Origin of the sequence: uncultured Gilvimarinus sp. (genome assembly GCF_963975215.1) — a bacterium.
Taxonomy (GTDB): Bacteria; Pseudomonadota; Gammaproteobacteria; order Pseudomonadales; family Cellvibrionaceae; genus Gilvimarinus.
The window spans coordinates 123,167-140,420 of record NZ_CAXBFW010000003.1 but is presented as its reverse complement, the minus strand read 5'-3'; the positions used below and the strand labels follow the sequence as shown (position 1 = coordinate 140,420).

Sequence of the window (17,254 nt, the reverse complement as noted above, 5' to 3'; positions counted from 1 at the left end):
TCAGGCGAGCGGGTATCCTGCCCAAAACAACAGTAAGGGTAACCTCGTGGCCGATAATTCCGCTCGCAACGCAAACACCGTCAACTCTATTGTTATTGCCGGCGGCGGCACTGCCGGCTGGATGGCCGCCGCCTCACTCGCCCACCACTTTAAAAACCTAACGCAATTTGGCAGCGTTTCCCGCGCGCCTACAATCACCCTCATCGAATCAGAGGCGATTGGTAGCGTGGGCGTTGGAGAGGCAACCATCCCCAGCATCCGGGCCTTTAACGACTCGCTGGGTATCGACGAGCTGGATTTTATAAAAAAAACCCACGCCACGTTTAAACTTGGTATCGAATTTCGTGACTGGTACCAAGTAGGCACCGAGTTTTTTCACCCGTTTGCCGACTATGGTATGCCACTCAAAGGCGTTAAGTTTCATCACCATCTTATTCGCCTACAGTTAGCGGGAGAAACAATAAACACGGCGGACTATTCGTTTCCGGCTCAGCTGGCCAAACAGGGTCGCTTTGCCCAGCCGCACCCCAACCCACCCACACCACTGGCCGACTACGGCTACGCCTACCATTTTGATGCCGGCCGTTACGCGCTGTATTTACGCGAGTATGCCGAGCAGCGCGGCGTTACCCGACGCGAGGGCAAAATCGATAAGGTAGAACTTGATAACACAAGCGGAGACATCGCATCGCTTAAGCTTGATAGTGGTGAGCTAATAAACGGCGATTTATTTATCGACTGTACCGGCTTTCGCGGCTTACTGATCGAGCAGGCCCTGCACACGGGCTACGACGACTGGCGCCATTGGCTACCGTGCGATCGCGCCATTGCCGTACAAAGTGAAAAGGTCGGCGACCCGGCACCTTACACTCGTACCACCGCACGCGAGGCTGGCTGGCAGTGGCGCATACCGCTACAACATCGCACCGGTAATGGCTATGTGTATTCAAGTGCATTTTGCGATGCGGCGAGCGCCGAGCAAACGTTGTTAAACGGCTTAGAGGGCGCCGCCATCAAAGCGCCAAGATCATTTGAATTTGTCACCGGTAAACGCAAAAAAATCTGGCATAAAAACTGTTACGCACTGGGGCTGGCCTCGGGCTTTTTAGAGCCGCTAGAGTCCACCAGCATCAGTCTTATACAAACCGGCATAAGCCGCCTGCTGGCGTTCTTCCCGCATCAGGGCTACCGCGAGTGCGATGTGGATGAAGTAAACCGTCAGCATCATCACGAATTTGAACGTATCCGTGACTTTTTGATATTGCACTACAAGGCCACGGGCCGCTCGGACACCGAGTTTTGGCGCCACTGCCAGGCCATGGAGGTTCCCGACACCCTGCAACACAAAATGGCGCTTTACCAAAGCCGCGGCCACTTAGTAAACCACGAGCCAGAGGCCTTTGAGCCCGACAGCTGGATCTCGATGTACATGGGATTTCAGGTTAAGGCGAACGACTACGACCGCCGCGCCGATGCGATCGAGTTAAACGCATTAAAGCAGCAGCTCGCACAAATACGCGACACTATCCGCCAGGCGGCGAGCCAGCCTATGTCACACGCCGAATTTATCGCCCGGCATTGCTCAGCTGACCAATAATACGCCTTAGTAAACCATTAGGCGGATGGCTCGGCCGCACAGTGCTCGGCAATAAAATCGTCGTGGCTTTGTACCGACGCAACCGCCGTCGCCACCGACTCGCGCATTTGCTTAAACGCTGTTAACAGATATTGCGAGTCTATTTTCTTTACCCGTTGATCGTACCGCTCGGGCCAAAAATGAAAGCCATCGTAAATCGCCAGCCAGCTGGGAGGGCCAAATATCTCAACCGGATAACGAATAAATTCACCTTGCTCGCGAAATGCTGCCACTTTTTTGCGCAGCATGTCGGGCAACGGCATATCGCGGCAGTAACGCCATAACTCACCGTCGTCACGCTCGCTTAACTTATAGTGCAAGATAATAAAATCTCGTACCCGCTCGTACTCCTGAGCGGTAAGGTCATTAAAATTATCCACCGCCTGCGCGGTGTACCAGGGCTTGGCAAACGCCCGGCGTATCTTTTCTATCGCGGTCTCGATTAAGGCAATGCTGGTAGACTCCAGCGGCTCTAAAAAGCCCGCCGACAACCCCACGGCAATACAGTTTTTATTCCACGCCAACTTGCGACGCCCTGCCGTAAAACTAAAGCGCCGTGGCTCGTGTAACAGCTCGCCCGCGACATTATTGGTTAAGGTAGCGGTTGCTTCATCGTCACTGATGTAACGACTGCAAAACACATGGCCATTGCCGGCCCGGTGCTGCAGCGGGATACGCCACTGCCAACCGGCCTTATGGGCACGGCTCACCGTATAGGACGGCGCACTGCCTTCGCGGGTGCTCTGCACCGCCACCGCACTATCGCACACCAGCCATTCACTCCAATCGTGATAACCCGTATGCAGCGATTGCTCAATCAGCATTGCTTTAAACCCAGAGCAATCGATAAATAAATCGCCCGCCACTAGGGCGCCGTCCTCCAACACCAAAGAGTCTATTCCCGCCGCACCGGTATTAACCCGGTCAATTTTGGCATCAATGCGGGTGACGCCATGCTCCGTGGCGTATTCGCGCATCAATTTGGCAAACAAGGCCGCATCAAAGTGCAACGCCCAGTCGTACACTGAGAGCTCTGAGGGAGGGTTGGGCGATGGCTCGATAAACTTACTCTGCCTGGCAAGATTCACACCCAAAGAGTAATCGGCCAGCTCACTGGTATCACCCAGTTCTTTTAGACGCATCCAATAGTGATGAAACTCGACACCATTGGCTTTTTGCCCATACAACCCAAACGGGTGAATAAAAGACTCACCTGGCTTGCGCCAATCTTCAAACTGAATGCCGAGCTTACAGGTTGCCTGAGTGGCCTTCATCACCGCTAAGTCGTTCATACCTAGCTCGGCATAAAAGCGGCGTAGCGTCGGTATAGTCGCCTCACCGACTCCAACCGAACCAATCTCTGACGATTCAACTAAGGTAATTTTTATATCTGTTTTGCGAAAATGCTTGCTTAGGCTAGCGGCCGTCATCCAACCGGAGGTACCGCCGCCCACAATCACAATGCTGTTTACCTTATGTACGTCCAACCTCATCACCTTTTTGTTATAAACATCGCCCCTAAAGCACTCAATTGCGCATACGGCTTCAGGGAAAATTAAAACCAGCATATATAAAAAAACCGCCGCAAAAAAGCCTAAAGGCTCTTGCGGCGGTTGCAAGGGTCAGGCGCTTAAGCAGCACCTGATGTTTTCTATGCCTTCTGTAACCCTTAGAAGTTTACGCGAGCACCCAGTGCCCAGCGAGCTTCGTAAACGTTCTGGAAGGCCTTCTGCTCCTTAAACTCAAGATAAGTCTGTTGCAGCTCTTCGGTAATGTTAGAGCCGTTCAGGTAAACGGCAACATTATCAGTGACATCCCAAGTTACGTTCATATCCAACTGGCCATACTCGTCTTGATACAAACCTTGGCCGCCAGTAGTATCACTACCGCCCTCAATCAAACGCGCAGAACGGAAGTTATACGCCAGACGAGCCGACAGGAAGTCATTCTCAAACCAACCGACCAGGTTGTAGGTATCTTCAGAGTTGTTCGGGAAGGGAAGCTCCTCGCCGTTAAAACCCTCTGCATCCTGAGAGCTCTCAGACAATGTGTAGTTCACGTCAAAACCAAAATTAGACATAAAGTTGTCGGTTATGTCACTAAACGCAACTTTAGCCTGCAGCTCTACACCTTCGACGCTGCCACCACTACCCTGAACCAATGCCGAGGCAGTCCAATAACCATCATTCGGCCCCCGATTGACACCGTCAGCATCTGGCTCAAGCACACTGATAGTACCGTTCTCTACAAAGCTGTCTATATCCAGCTCAAAGTAGGTAGCACTAACCATAGAGGCCGCACCCAGGTACCACTCCGCTGACAGGTTTAGAGTACTAGAGCGAGTGGGCTCAAGGTCTGGGTTGCCCGCAAAACTAACACTCTCAATACGCATACAAGCACATTCACTATCGAAAGTCTGGCCGACCCTTTTACCGCCACCCCATTGCAGCAAATCAACAGGCATCATGGTCTCGCCATAACCAGCACGCAGCACGACATTCTCAGTCACACTGTAGCTCACATTCGCACTTGGCAGAACGTCAGTATAACTGCGCTCGGTTAACACATCACCCACGTCAGGAGCTGTACCAGAATGCGGGTAATTAGGGCTGCCCACCAAGTTCTGACGAATAGACAGATCCGTTTCGATAACATTAACACCCACATTACCGCTAACCGGCCCAGCCTCAAAGTTGGCTTGCAAGAAGTAACTCAGCTCATCTAACTCTACACCATAAGAATTACCGGCATTATCAAGACGGATATTGTCGCCAAATACGCGATCCATAAACGCGGCCGAGTCATCAAACTCACGAGGGTCAATAGCCCAAACTCCCGGCGCACCATTAACACTGTAATCATCAATCCAAACTACATCAGTAAACTCATCAATCCGGGTAGGAGGCAAAAGCTGATAAGGTACCCACTCGCCATCAACCATTTCACCCAGCTCATCGTCGGGTTTGTTACAAACATCAGGGAACTCAGCTACCTGATCAACCGCACGCCACTGAGCGTAGCAATCGCCGGTTTCATCCAGCCCACCAAATAATGAGTATTCCGCGCGCTCTACTGTGCGACGGCTTTGACGAACACCTACATCAACGCTTGAGATAAAAGGTGTATCATCGAAAGCATAGTTCCAGCGAGTGCTAAATGTATCCAAGGAGCCTTCAGTATCGGTGTTGTTTTCTGAAGAGAATGCACCTACGTGGTAGCTATCAATGCTCGCCATGTAATCATACACAGACATCTCACCTTGACCGCCATTTACAACTCGATCAAGGCCACCAAAGGTGATGTCCTCGCCAGTTTGCTGGTAAGTCATCATCCAGTCGGTGTCAGAAATACTATCCGCCTGATAATCAACAAAACAGCCTCCCTGATCACCAACAATATCATCACCCTCACCACAATATGAGGCGGGAACAAACCCACCTTTACCGCCGTTTAAGTTTGATGCAACGGTATCCAGTACATCACCCTCGCCATAACCGTGACGCATCTGATGCTCAGCAGAGGCCGTGGTAACCCGAACCTGACCAGTCAGCGGACCACCATGATCAAAGTTCAGCTCAACGCTGGCATTTTCTGAGTTCTCAAGGTTGAAGTTCGTCTGGCTGAAGGACTGCAAACGCAGAGGTCGCGCTTCGTAAGCTGAATTGAGTGACACCCACTGCTGCGGTGCAGCCCCGTCAGTGGACGGCTGATAAGTCCAGGAGCCTTCGCCGATCTCATTGTTAAGAGGGAAGGCGTAATCAGAGAAAGTCTGCCAGCGGTTATTTGAAGAGAAACCTGCACGTCGGTTATAGCGCTCCTGATCGCTGTAGAAGTAGTCAGCAACCAGTTCCACACCATCGCTCAACTCTGCCTGAAAAGAAACGTTTACACCGTCACGTTGACGCTCTTCTTCTTTATAGTAAGCAGAGAAGCCCTGCGGCACCATGTAGTAAACACCCGGCATATCCGGGTCAGCGCCACCATTAGCACGCGCCGCACCAATACCACCGTTTTCTGAAGTATCAAACCAACCGTTGAAATCAGTCGCCAGATTCTTCTCTGTAGTTACCGCGCTGACCAAAACACCCCACTTATCGGCGTTGTAACCAATCAAGCCACTGATGGTAGGATCATACTCGTCACTGATTGAGCCATGGTCAACTTCAGCGCTACCAGAAAATGTCCAGCCATCGTCCAAGTCGAAGGGACGGCGGGTTTTCAGATTTACAGTACCTGCTGTACCAACACTGGTTAGCGAAGCAAAAGGGGCTTTGTAGACATCAGCACCAGAGAACAACTGAGATGGCAGATCACCGAAGTCTGCGCTCGACGTATCAATGCTTGTTGCACTCAAGAAAGTTTCACCGTTCAGGGAGGTAGCTACACCCGCCATACCACGGATTTGAACCGGACCTCCTTCACCGGCAGTGCGCTCAACCTGAATACCAGGGATGCGCTGCAGCGAGTCAGAAATGGTTACATCCGGGAGCTTGCCGATATCTTCGGCGGAAATTGCATCAACCACCGCGGCGGCATCACGCTTGGTGTTAACCGCGTTTTGCTGCGAGGCATAAACACCGGTTACCACAACTTCTTCAATCATTGCATCTTCGCCGTCCTGAGCTAACGCATAGGATGACGCAAATAGGCAGGAAGCCATACTCGATACGAGCAGTTTACGTTTGAATTTTTCTTTTCCAATGTGCATATCGATCTCCTCACATATAATATAAGTTATTGTTATAGAACAATTTTTATTTAATAGCGTAATGCTGCCCGTGGAGCTTCACTGAGCGACATTCGTGCACCGTACTTGAGCGATAGCCTGGAGCAACCCAACCTTAGAAACGGCATCTTGCACTTACAGCAAGACATTTTTACATCCAACAGGACAACGTTGTCAACAGGTGGTGACAAAATTAACATTTGTTGTGCCGCATTAATCCGGCCCATACGATTATTTGAAAAATAATTAAAGAAAAATGAATCAAGTAAAGCACGCCAACCATCCTTAGTTTCCACGCAGTTGGGCAACTGCTGCTACTTTATGCCGCACCTATTAGTCAATCCGACCAGAACCTTGTGTGCAGCAACAGACAATATAGTAGGCAACTTTTGCCCGAACGCAAGGTGATTAAGCGCCATGTAGTAATTTAAAAGTTCGCGCCTTCAAGCACTTAAATAATATGATATAAAATAATGCGACACCCAACGCTGTACACCATCGGTGGCGTGCATCGACCAGTAGTAATACATTCCATGAGAATACCAAGCAAAACTCTAATGCAGACTTGCAATTAGTCATCCAACGCGCGAACCTGAAATCAAATCAGCTAGTGAAGTGAGACTGAAGGGTGAGTTAGGTCTGGCGGTAGCGGCGAACATCCCCCCCCTCGGGTCGACTCCCGAGATTGAGCGCTTATATATTGGGTCGTTACTTATCGGCAAAAAACCTAACTATAAATAATCGAACAGCGAGTAAAGTGACGCTTTCCGAATGTGACAATTGGCTTTAATAAAGCCTGTAAATGTCTTGCAATAGCGGCTCATTCTGGTAAAAGAGCATTAGATATACAAAGGCCGAACGACGATGACTCATCATACCCCCTACACATTAAACGCAGCCCCCGACATAGAGATCGCTACCTTTGGCAATGAGGGCCAGGAGGTGATTATTATCGATAATCTGCTGCAAAACCCTCAGGCACTGGTAGATTTTGCCATTCAAAAAGGTGATTTTGAGCAGTATCAGGGGCACTGTAATTTTTACCCTGGCATCCGGTTACCGGCACCACAAGAGTACTCGCGTGCAATAATGCCCAAGATTAAATCGTTGCTGCTGTCAACCTACCAAGGCTTGTCTTCAGGCTGGGAGCTGAATAAAGCCGACTGCATGATGTCGCTTATTACCATTCAGCCCGAAAATTTGCGCAAGGTACAGTCGACCCCGCACTTTGACTCAGCCAACCCTTACCAGTTTGCCGCACTTCTATACCTGTGCGATCAAGACCATGGTGGCACGGCGTTTTATCGCCACAACCAAACCGGATACGAAACTATTGCCTTTGAAGACCGGAAAAAATTTGAAGCGATTTATTTTAACGATATAGAACGTGCACCGATAAAACGCGGATATTTTTCAGAGTCCAATGAGTACTTTACCCGTATCGGCAAGGTCGATGCTAAATTTAACCGTATGGTTATTTACCGTAGCTGTCTGCTGCATTCCGCCATTATAGGCTCGAACAGCGTTGACTCTAACCCAAAAAGTGGTCGACTAACAGTAAACTCTTTTGTGGCATTTTAAACTAAGCTACTAAACATTACGCATAGCTTGTTTTAATTTGGTTAACCACTCCCGATGGCTCAGCAAACCGCCTTGCAGCCGCTTTGATTGCTCGGAAATTTTGTCTATTTGCTCCTGACTGTCGCGCGCTTCAAACTCAGACAAAAAAGACGGCGGCGTAAAAAACCTCATGCCGTATAAGACATACAGGTAGTTTTCCACGTCAAACACCTCAAAACGGCTGAAAAAATCCTGCTTTTTAGGTGGCTCAATTCTCCACAACTGCAGTCGTTCGCGCAGCGTTTGTGAAAAAGTGTCTGGGTTGCAGTTTGCCCGCCAAAAATCCGAATCACTACGATCAGACAAACAATAGTGCAGCTTGACAAAATCTATGGTTCTATCCCAACTGTAAGTTAAAGTCTTGTTATAGCGCTTGGCTAACAGTGGCATATCATCTTGGTTTTTTGGAAAGGTTTTGGCAAGATACTCCGCCGAAAAATCCGTCAGCAGTATAGACGTTGCCTCTAGCGGCTCGACAAAACCCTGCGCCAACCCAATAGCAACGCAGTTTTTTCGCCAGGGCTCTTCGCGATAGCCTACTTTTATCGGTATCTTACGAGGAGAGAGAGTTTCGGGCCCTAGACCTAGGTATAGACCAAAATCTGTTAACGCTTTCTCCTCCGACATATAGCTGCTGGAATAGACAAACCCTAAACCTCGACGATTTGGCAGAGCGATATCCCACAGCCACCCAGCCGAATGTGCTTTGGCAATGGTATAAGGCGGTATTTCTGCCTGCCCATCGGTCGGTACTTGCAACGCTAGAACGGTATCGGTTAACACTTGATCAGAGCAATCGACGAAGGGGACTTTTAACTTCTGATCAATAATAAAAGAAGAAAAACCACTGCAATCCACATAAAAATCAAAGGCTTGAATTTCGCCCGTATCGAATAGCAGATTTTTTACCGAGCCATCAGAACATTGTTCGGCATCTCGAATAGTGGCCTTTTTATGCTTTATCGAGAATTTTTCGAGCGCATTTTTAGCCAACAGCTGAGCAAACTTTAATGCATCGAAATGATAAGCATAGCCCAGTTCACCCTGATAAGGCAGCGAGGATATCCTTTTGGGCGCGCGCATAGCATCACATACACCCGCCTGAGCCGACACATGATGAAACTCGAATTTTTCCCGATTGGCTAACCAATAACGAGTGACATCACGACCAGCGGGAAAAGGAGTGTCAAATGGGTGGTAATAATAGTGATCTTTACCATGGACGGCTGGGTCTAACCACTCAACAAACTTGATACCCTGCTTAAAGGTCGCATCACAATTGGCAATTAGATCAGCCTCAGAAATGCCAAACTTTTCCAGAGCTTTTCGAATATAAGGAACTGTACCCTCACCCACACCAATGGTTGGGATATCGGGCGATTCTATAACCGTAATTTCAATCTCAGGGTCCAAACGCAGCTCAAAGCCCAAGTGGTTCGCCGCCATCCAGCCGGCGGTACCACCGCCAATAATAGCGATTTTTTTAACCGTCACTACTACCCCCTATAATCAACTATAAAAAAACCCAACGTACAAGTACGTTGGGTTTTAGCAACACTCAAACTAACACAGCATTAGAAGTTAATGCTAGCACCCAGTGTATAGGTAGCTTCGCCTTTAAAGGTCCATGCTGGGTATTTGTCCAGCAACTCAGGCTTGAGGCCTGAAGAGGCTGGAGCCACACCGTATTGCAGGTCGTCTTCTTCGGTTATGTTGCTTGCATCAAAGCTTACGGTAATCATGTCAGTCGCATACCAATTAAAGCTCATGTCCAGTTGTCCGTAAGCATCGTGCATACGGTTACCGTAGTAAAATGCACCATCGCGAATCATGTACTCAGAGCGCCAGTTGTATGCAGCGCGAGCCGAGAAAACATCATTCTCCCAATACACAACGGCGTTGGCGTTATGCTTGGATGACTCGGTAAAGATACTTTGCTGATCCGCATATACTTCTGACGGGGCTTTTGCGTCGGTAAAAGTATAGTTTAAGTTGGTACCAAAACCGTTATCAAACGCGTGATTCCATTGCAGCTCGATACCGTCGATGGTACCGCCGCCGGCATTTACTTGATCGCTCACGGTCCAACTATCTTCACCCGTATCTGGACTCACCAAACCAATGCTTTGGTTTTGCTTAATGTCTGAGACCACAAAGTTATTAAGATCTTTAACAAAGTAAGTTGCAGAGAGCAGGTTACCATCACCGTAATAGTACTCTAAACCCAGATCGGCCTGACTAGACTTTACGGGCAACAAACCAATAGAACCGGTAGTCAAAGTCTCATTACCCTGAACGGTATCAGAGTAACCACTTTGACTTGATGCCGCGAACATATCTTGGTAGTTCGCACGCGATATGGCCTGACCGGCGGCCAAACGCAGCACCAACTGATCACTTAAGTCAAATGATACGTTAACGCTTGGCAGAACATCATGGTAAGAAGCGGTATTCTCACTCAGCGTAGTGCTGTAATACTCGTTACCAGAAAAGTCACCCTCAGCAAGCGGAGTACCGTCAATAGCATAGAACTTACTAGAGGCATCCGTATGGATGTAGCGCAGACCAAAGTTACCTCTTACGCCCTCAGACTCGAAGCTGAACATACCGTAAATAGCATCGTTCTGTTCGTTGATGGTAGCGTAACCTGAACGCGCTTCCTGCCACCGGTCGAGATTCTGCCGAGTAATTTCAGCCATAGCATCGCCATTTGGCACGGGGAAGCTGGCCGCATCAGTAAAGCCCAAGTCTTCACTGCCACTGTACAGGCTTTCGGTAGGGACACTTACCGCATTCGCTTTAAGCACTGATTTAAAGTCTGACTTTTCAACATCATGGTCGGTAGTACGAACACCAAACTCAAACTTATTAATTGCACCGAAGTCGAGATCGATCTCTACGTCAATTTGCGCGTAAACCTCTTCGTCGCTATTAGGGCCTTTACCCACAGCCCAAGCAGCAGGCGCGCTAGTTGCAGCGCCTCTGACCAAATCATCTACAGTAATAACTGATTTTGGTCCACTCAGCTCAATATGATCGCCAGTAGCATCAACATTACCAACATACTTAAACTCATTCCCGTCACTGTCTAACGGAACGTAACCAAAGTTAGTCGTCAGGTCGGTACCACCTTCTGCTTTTGTGCTACCTACTACAGCGCTAACTTTAAAATTATCAGCTTCGTAGGAGGCATCGAAGGTAAATGTGTCAGAGTTCATCGTACCTTGACGAGCCCACGTCTGACCAAACTCTCTGATGCCGTCGGCCTCAGAAATAGTGCGTTTAACACAGACATTGCTGGCGTTGTATTCTGTACAAGAGCCTGGCGCATTATCAAACAGGTAAAGAGAAGTAGCTGTGTTATCACCCACCAACTCCAAAGACATGTAGTTAAGGCCGAATTGCAGCTCATCGGTAGGCGCATACTGTGCTGCGATATTACTAGTAGTACGTTCACGCTGCTGAACAAAACGTGAAGGTACCGCAGAAGCCCCCCACGTCAAATCTGTCTCATCGCCTTGACGAACATACTCGTTATCGCTGTATACGATAGAACCCAAGATACCAAAGGTTTCGGAATCGTTCTTCCAGCTATACAAGCCAGTAACGTTAGGAGCCACCTCATCGCTAATGGTACCTACGCTGCCTTTAACACCCAAGAATGCGGTGTTGGCATCCATATCCAAAGGTTTGCGGGTTTTTACAATAACAGTACCACCAATACCACCTTCGTTCAGGTTGGCTTGAGTAGACTTATACACTTCCATACCAGAAATTACTTCAGATGGCATTAAAGAGTAGTTAAATGAACGGTCAATGTTAACTTGGTCGTACCAACCAGTAGACGCGACGTCCTGACCGTTCAACTGAGTTAAGGTCAATTGTGGCGCCGCACCACGGATAGAAACCGACGCACCTTGACCAAAAGCACGACCCACAGAAACACCGGGTACACGAGCCAGGGACTCACCTAAATCTGCATCGGGAAACTTACCCACGTCTTCTGCAGAAACAGCGTCAACAACCGCTGTTGAGTTACGCTTAATATCAACGGCCTCAGTCAAAGATGCACGAATGCCGGTAACAACAACCTCTTCCATTAACGGCTCTTCTTGCGCGCTCACATAGGTTGATGCCAGCAGGCAGGAAGAAATACTGCTAACTAGCAGCCTTTTACGAAATTTACTTTGATTGTTTCCCATAACTGTCTCCTCGCTTTCATTGTTTTATTTGGCAGCCACGCGTTTTTTTGTGTGTACGCGCTATGGCTTACCTGTCTTCGTCAAACGCTTATTGGATTAACACCTCACCCTATTCCCGGTAATGAAGCATCAAAATGATCCACCGGTTCGCTGCAAGAGTCCTGTTCAAGATGCCCACCAGATCACATGGCTAGTTTTACCGCTGGCGGGACAACGTTGTCAAGAATAACTTTTGCGCACAATTGATCGACGGTCAAAAATTAACTATTAAGAATTAGCTTTTTATCTATAAATTCAGCTAGTTAGGTTGTTTTTATGGGCTTTACCTTACGGTGAATTTTTGTTTCTGCGGGGCCGCCCGACAGCCACTTGACAACGTTGTTTTATAAAAAAAGCGTCAGGCACAAAAAAGCGCCCCAATACAGCAAAATGCACTGCATTGGGGCGCCCAAGCGAAACTTATACAAATGGATTAGCGAGCCACTGTCACCCGGCTAACATAAGAGCCACTGCGACTGCGCAGCTGAATTATGGGCTCTCCCTGAATTTCCACGCCTTTACTGTATGGCTGCCACACTGCGTTTTCCCCGGCCTTGTACTCTATCTTAAGCTCAGGCCATGCAGTATTAGCACGCAACACACCATCGTCTATCACACCCCCTGGCACCGGCAGATGAACCGCAATACCGGCGCGCTCCATCCGGGGCAACTCTTTGGCGACCAAGGTTTGGCTAAAATTGGCAAACTCGCGATCACGCGCATTGGTATCGGGCGCTTCACCCTCCCAATCAGCTTTGCGCCAAGCGCGCTCGGCAAGCGCCATAACCCGGGGGTAAATCAGGGCCTCTAGCTGCTCGGGGGTACGGATCGTTTCACTCCACACCTGCCCCTGTATGCCGAGTATATTTTCCGGCTTTTGTAAGCTTGGCAGCTCGCGCCCCACCAGTGCCTCAACGTCGGTAATCGGATCGCCATTGCGGGTAAAGTCAGCGTTGGCGTAGAGGTTATCGGGCTTAAAGCCAAATACTTTGCCCACGTCGGTGGCCCGCGCCGCCCAGTAGTAACCACGCTCGGCTGGGTGCGCCTCGTAGGGGTGATCAAAGTACAAGTGAGTCGCCTGCGACATCACCACCTGATAACCGTTGTTGGCCAGGCGGTAGGCACGATCGGCTACGCCCCACTCCCAAATATTGTCCCAGGCGTTGGCAATAACGTTTTCATTCACAAATTGATTGCGGTTAAAGGTGTTGACGGCATCGTACATTAAGCCATCCTCCCACCCCTCTAGCGCTAAACCGCGCGCGTGGGCCAAACGGGACACCCGGCTCACAAAGTAGGGTTTTAAATCGGCCGGACCGGATACGCCTAGCTCGCTGGCAAACAACTCATCGCACACTGGCGACTGAGCCCACGAGCCTTTACCCACTTCATCGCCGCCCATATGGAAGATAGAGAGCTTTAAACCCGCATCGCGATACATTAGCTGCAGCTCGTACATCACTTTATCAATAAAGGTGTAGGTCGACTCCAGACATACGTTAATCGAATTATCGGTATAGTTTTGTACGGTAACGTATTGCGACTGATCCTCTGGGTCTGCCAACAAGTAGCGGCGCGCCGCTTTCTCATCGCCAGCCTCCATTAAGCGAGCAAAGCGCGCATCCATCGACTTAACCGCCGCACGCGCGTGGCCGGGCATGTCGATTTCGGGGATAACCTCAATATGTCGCTCGGCGGCGAATTTAAGAATCTCGATAAAGTCGGCCCGGCTAAAGTAACCGTTACCAGAGCCATCGGCGTGAGGGCCGGTACCCAACTGGGTAAGCAAGCACTCACGCTCAGTCAAATCAAAGCAGCGCTTAGCACCAATCTCGGTCAGCTCAGGCAACCCCGGGATTTCCAGGCGCCAGCCTTCGTCTTCGGTAAGGTGCATGTGCAGCTTATTAAGCTTATAGCGCGCCATTTGCTCAATAAGCCGCAGGGTGACCTCTTTACCGTGGAAGTTGCGGCCCATGTCGTAATGCATGCCACGCCACCCGGCGCGGGGCGTATCGGCAATGTGTACCCGCGGCACAGTGAGCGTCTCTGTCTGTGCGGGGTTAAGCAGCGCCAGCAGGCTTTGCACACCGTAAAACGCACCGGCATTATCGCGGCCGTTGATCACAATACGTTGCTTTTCCACACTTAAGGTATAGCTTTCGGCATCGCTGGCCTGTGCTAATTTACGCTCGTCGGGCAAACCTACGGCCAGAATAATTGCCGGGGCATCGTCTTCGTAATTGCCGGGCGCAACGCTCGAACTCGCCTCTAACTGTAAACCCGCCACATCGGCCAACTGAGCTTTTAAGTAATTGGCTTCTCCCTTAAGTCGGCCGGCAAATACAATGCGCCAGGATCCGTCTAATGCGGTTTCTCCACGCTGATAATCAACATTGGCCGGCGTGGGAATAATACGCTTCAAGGCATCAGAGGCATCACCCGTGGGCTGCGGCCGTGCGGCGTTGGCCTGATACCGGCTGGAAGCCGTGGCAATCGCAAACTTGTCACTGGCGCTGCGCATTTGCTGTTCCGGCCGGTCAATAGGGTCGACAAATTCACTAAACACCTCGGTATCGGTGTTGCGGAACACCTCCGGCTCGAGCCCTTTGGCGACAATAAAAGTGCGCGGCATAAAATCGCTATAACTCACCATGCCGGCCGCCGGCTTATAATCGATAACGAGTGAATCGCCCGATTTAAGACCGGCAAACTGCGCGGTGGGGTAAACCCGGTGCAAGTCACCCTGCACGTGCTCGATAGCCACAGCGCTATCACCAAGTACGGACACCTGACGCACTGAATGAAAGTAAATGGACCAGTCGCCCTCGCCCGCCGGAAGGCTTTGTTCGGCGTCATTGATCAGTATTAAGCGCATTTGCGAGCCATTGGCTCCCACGTTACTCACCACAGCAAAGCGTGTTTTGGCATTTTCAGCAAAACTGCGCAGCGACTCTTGGGTAAATGTCGCCGCCGTAGCCGCAACCCCGTAAAAACACAGTAAACCCATTAACAGGTATTTCATTGTTATATCCTCAACCCTATTTACTCGATATATGCGCGTTGGCCCGCATCTTATTACAATATTTGACAACGTTGTCCAGATTACACCATTCACACTCTCTGTCCAGCACCATCACGCATCCCCCTCAGTATTAAAGTTTCTTTACATCCAGGACGTTAAAGATTTACATTCTATAGTCGTTATACTCAATAAATGAGCATATCTACCAGTATTTGAGCTAAAAACAAACGGACTCTGGTTACAAGACTCATCCTCATAACTAAAAAAGAGAACATTTGCGAGCCTCGGACAAATAGGGAATAACGCGCCAATTCACACGTGACAACGTTGTTAATTTGGCATTAAATTCAACCACTATTGCACCTAAAAGTGAGCAAGCTTATGACTCTGCGTTTAAAAATGTGGGTGCTTAGCACTCTGATATTTGCCGGGCTCGTGGTGATCGTCACCGTCGGGCTGTTTACCCTTCGCCACGCCACCAGCCAAGATAACCAGGCACGGGTTGAGCAGCTGCTAAACAGCACCTACGCCACGGTGACTCAAATGGAGGCACTAGCGGCCGATGGCACGCTGCCCGAGTCGCAGGCCAAAGCCATTGCCACGCAACTGCTGCGCACTAACATTTATCACGAGTCGGAGTATGTTTATGTTGCCGACGAAAACCTCGACTTTGTCGCGGCCCCGCTGGACCCCCAGCTGCACGGCACCAGTTTTCACGAATTCAAAGACGCCGACAATAAAAGTGTGGGCGATATTTTGCAGCGCGCCGTCCAGGCGGCAAACGGCCAGTTAGCGCGCTATAACTGGACTCAACGCCAGGCCGACGGCTCGGTTGAAGACAAACTCTCGATCGCCAAGTTGAGCCCACGCTGGGGCTGGGTGGTAGGAACCGGGATAGGTTTTAATGAGGCCAACGCACGCTTTTGGGACAGCGCCGCCACGCAACTGGTGATTGGGCTGGTATTGATTTTAGTGATCGTGGTGCCGGTGCATTTTGCGGTAAACAGCCTACAGCGTGGGCTGGGAGGCGAGCTACGGGAGGTTGTCGCACTGGTACGCAAAGTCGCCAATGGCGATCTCACAGAGAACGATCAGACTCACCAGGCACCCGAAGACAGTATCTATGGCTCTGTGCTAAAAATGCGTCATTCGCTGCGCGAGATGATGAAAGCAATGGCCAGCGCCTCTAGCAGCCTGGATCATATTAGTGACGACATCGTGCAAAAAGCGCAAACCAGCACCGCCATGGCCGAAGAGCAAAGCACTACCACCAGCAAAATTGCCGCCTCCGCCGAGGAGTTTAATCAACAAACCCGGCACGCTATGGCGCAAGCAGAAGATGCCCGCGCGCAAACCGAGGCCGCCTCACAAACTTCCGAGCGCGGGCGCTCGCTCATTTCAGCCGCGGTACAACGTTTTACCGATATCGACCACGATATTAGCGCCACACAACAAAGCATGGATACCTTGGCCGAGCGTATTGACAATATCTCCAAGGTTATTTCCGTTATTAGCGCCGTGGCCGAGCAAACCAACTTGCTGGCGTTAAACGCGGCCATCGAGGCCGCCCGCGCCGGCGATCAAGGGCGTGGATTCGCGGTGGTTGCCGACGAGGTGCGCCAGCTAGCGTCACGCACCAGCGCCGCCACCAATGAAATCAGCGACTCAATCAATGCTGTGCAACTCAGCTCGCAGCAAAGTAAAAACAATATGGACACAATGGTAAAAGAGCTGAAGGAGGGGATCGCACAAACCGCCGAAGGCGGTAAAATTGTGCAGTCAATTCGCGAAGAAACCCGCTCGGTGGAAGATATCGTCTCGCACATTCGTCAGGCGATGGCCGAACACGTGGAAGCCAGCGGCTTAATTTTAGAATACGTCAGCCAAGTCGAACGCTCATCGGTAGGCACGAAGAACGCTGCGCAAGGCACGCTTGAAACATCGCAAAAAATTCGCGAAGCCTCCCATGATTTGTCACATCTATTAGAGCAATTTACGCTAAGTTGAGT

At 50.1% G+C, this 17,254-nt stretch carries 8 protein-coding genes; 3 read left to right on the top strand and 5 right to left on the bottom strand.

The window, feature by feature from the left end; translation table 11 throughout:
* Positions 1-46: 46 nt before the first annotated feature.
* Entirely contained in the window at positions 47-1,597 is a 1,551-nt protein-coding gene (locus AAC019_RS03775; RefSeq protein ID WP_339897232.1) for a tryptophan halogenase family protein, read from the top strand.
* 17 nt (positions 1,598-1,614) lie between these two features.
* On the opposite strand, the gene AAC019_RS03770 is transcribed toward AAC019_RS03775, so the two are convergent.
* The gene (locus AAC019_RS03770) at positions 1,615-3,123 is read right to left on the bottom strand and encodes a tryptophan halogenase family protein (RefSeq protein ID WP_339897231.1); all 1,509 of its coding nucleotides are present in this window, start codon (positions 3,121-3,123) and stop codon (positions 1,615-1,617) included.
* A gap of 182 nt (positions 3,124-3,305) precedes the next feature.
* The gene (locus tag AAC019_RS03765) at positions 3,306-6,344 is read right to left on the bottom strand and encodes a TonB-dependent receptor (RefSeq protein WP_339897230.1); all 3,039 of its coding nucleotides are present in this window, start codon (positions 6,342-6,344) and stop codon (positions 3,306-3,308) included.
* 882 nt (positions 6,345-7,226) lie between these two features.
* Here AAC019_RS03765 and AAC019_RS03760 point away from each other — a divergent pair.
* Positions 7,227-7,943 carry a DUF6445 family protein gene (locus AAC019_RS03760; protein ID WP_339897229.1) on the top strand — a complete coding sequence of 239 codons (717 nt, stop codon included), beginning with the start codon at positions 7,227-7,229 and terminating at the stop codon, positions 7,941-7,943.
* 9 nt (positions 7,944-7,952) lie between these two features.
* On the opposite strand, the gene AAC019_RS03755 is transcribed toward AAC019_RS03760, so the two are convergent.
* From AAC019_RS03755 to AAC019_RS03745, 3 genes are all read right to left on the bottom strand, one after another.
* Positions 7,953-9,476 (bottom strand): tryptophan halogenase family protein, encoded by a 1,524-nt coding sequence (locus AAC019_RS03755; protein WP_339897228.1) that lies wholly within the window; start codon positions 9,474-9,476, stop codon positions 7,953-7,955.
* Positions 9,477-9,556: 80 nt separating this feature from the next.
* Complete coding sequence (locus tag AAC019_RS03750; RefSeq protein WP_339897227.1) at positions 9,557-12,184, bottom strand: TonB-dependent receptor; 2,628 nt, start codon at positions 12,182-12,184, stop codon at positions 9,557-9,559.
* Between the two features lie 472 nt (positions 12,185-12,656).
* Positions 12,657-15,245: a family 20 glycosylhydrolase gene (locus AAC019_RS03745; protein ID WP_339897226.1), complete on the bottom strand. Its 2,589-nt coding sequence runs from the start codon at positions 15,243-15,245 to the stop codon at positions 12,657-12,659.
* A gap of 381 nt (positions 15,246-15,626) precedes the next feature.
* Between AAC019_RS03745 and AAC019_RS03740 the strand changes: the two genes are divergently transcribed.
* On the top strand, positions 15,627-17,252 hold the full coding sequence (locus AAC019_RS03740; protein ID WP_339897225.1) for a methyl-accepting chemotaxis protein: 1,626 nt from the start codon (positions 15,627-15,629) through the stop codon (positions 17,250-17,252).
* The last annotated feature ends 2 nt before the right edge of the window (positions 17,253-17,254 follow it).

Bases quoted from the DNA above. Each gene is read 5' to 3' on its own strand.
- AAC019_RS03760 (WP_339897229.1), top strand. From the start codon at position 7,227: ATGACTCATCATACCCCCTACACATTAAACGCAGCCCCCGACATAGAG.
- AAC019_RS03745 (WP_339897226.1), bottom strand. From the start codon at position 15,245: ATGAAATACCTGTTAATGGGTTTACTGTGTTTTTACGGGGTTGCGGCT.
- AAC019_RS03750 (WP_339897227.1), bottom strand. From the start codon at position 12,184: ATGGGAAACAATCAAAGTAAATTTCGTAAAAGGCTGCTAGTTAGCAGT.
- AAC019_RS03740 (WP_339897225.1), top strand. From the start codon at position 15,627: ATGACTCTGCGTTTAAAAATGTGGGTGCTTAGCACTCTGATATTTGCC.
- AAC019_RS03765 (WP_339897230.1), bottom strand. From the start codon at position 6,344: ATGCACATTGGAAAAGAAAAATTCAAACGTAAACTGCTCGTATCGAGT.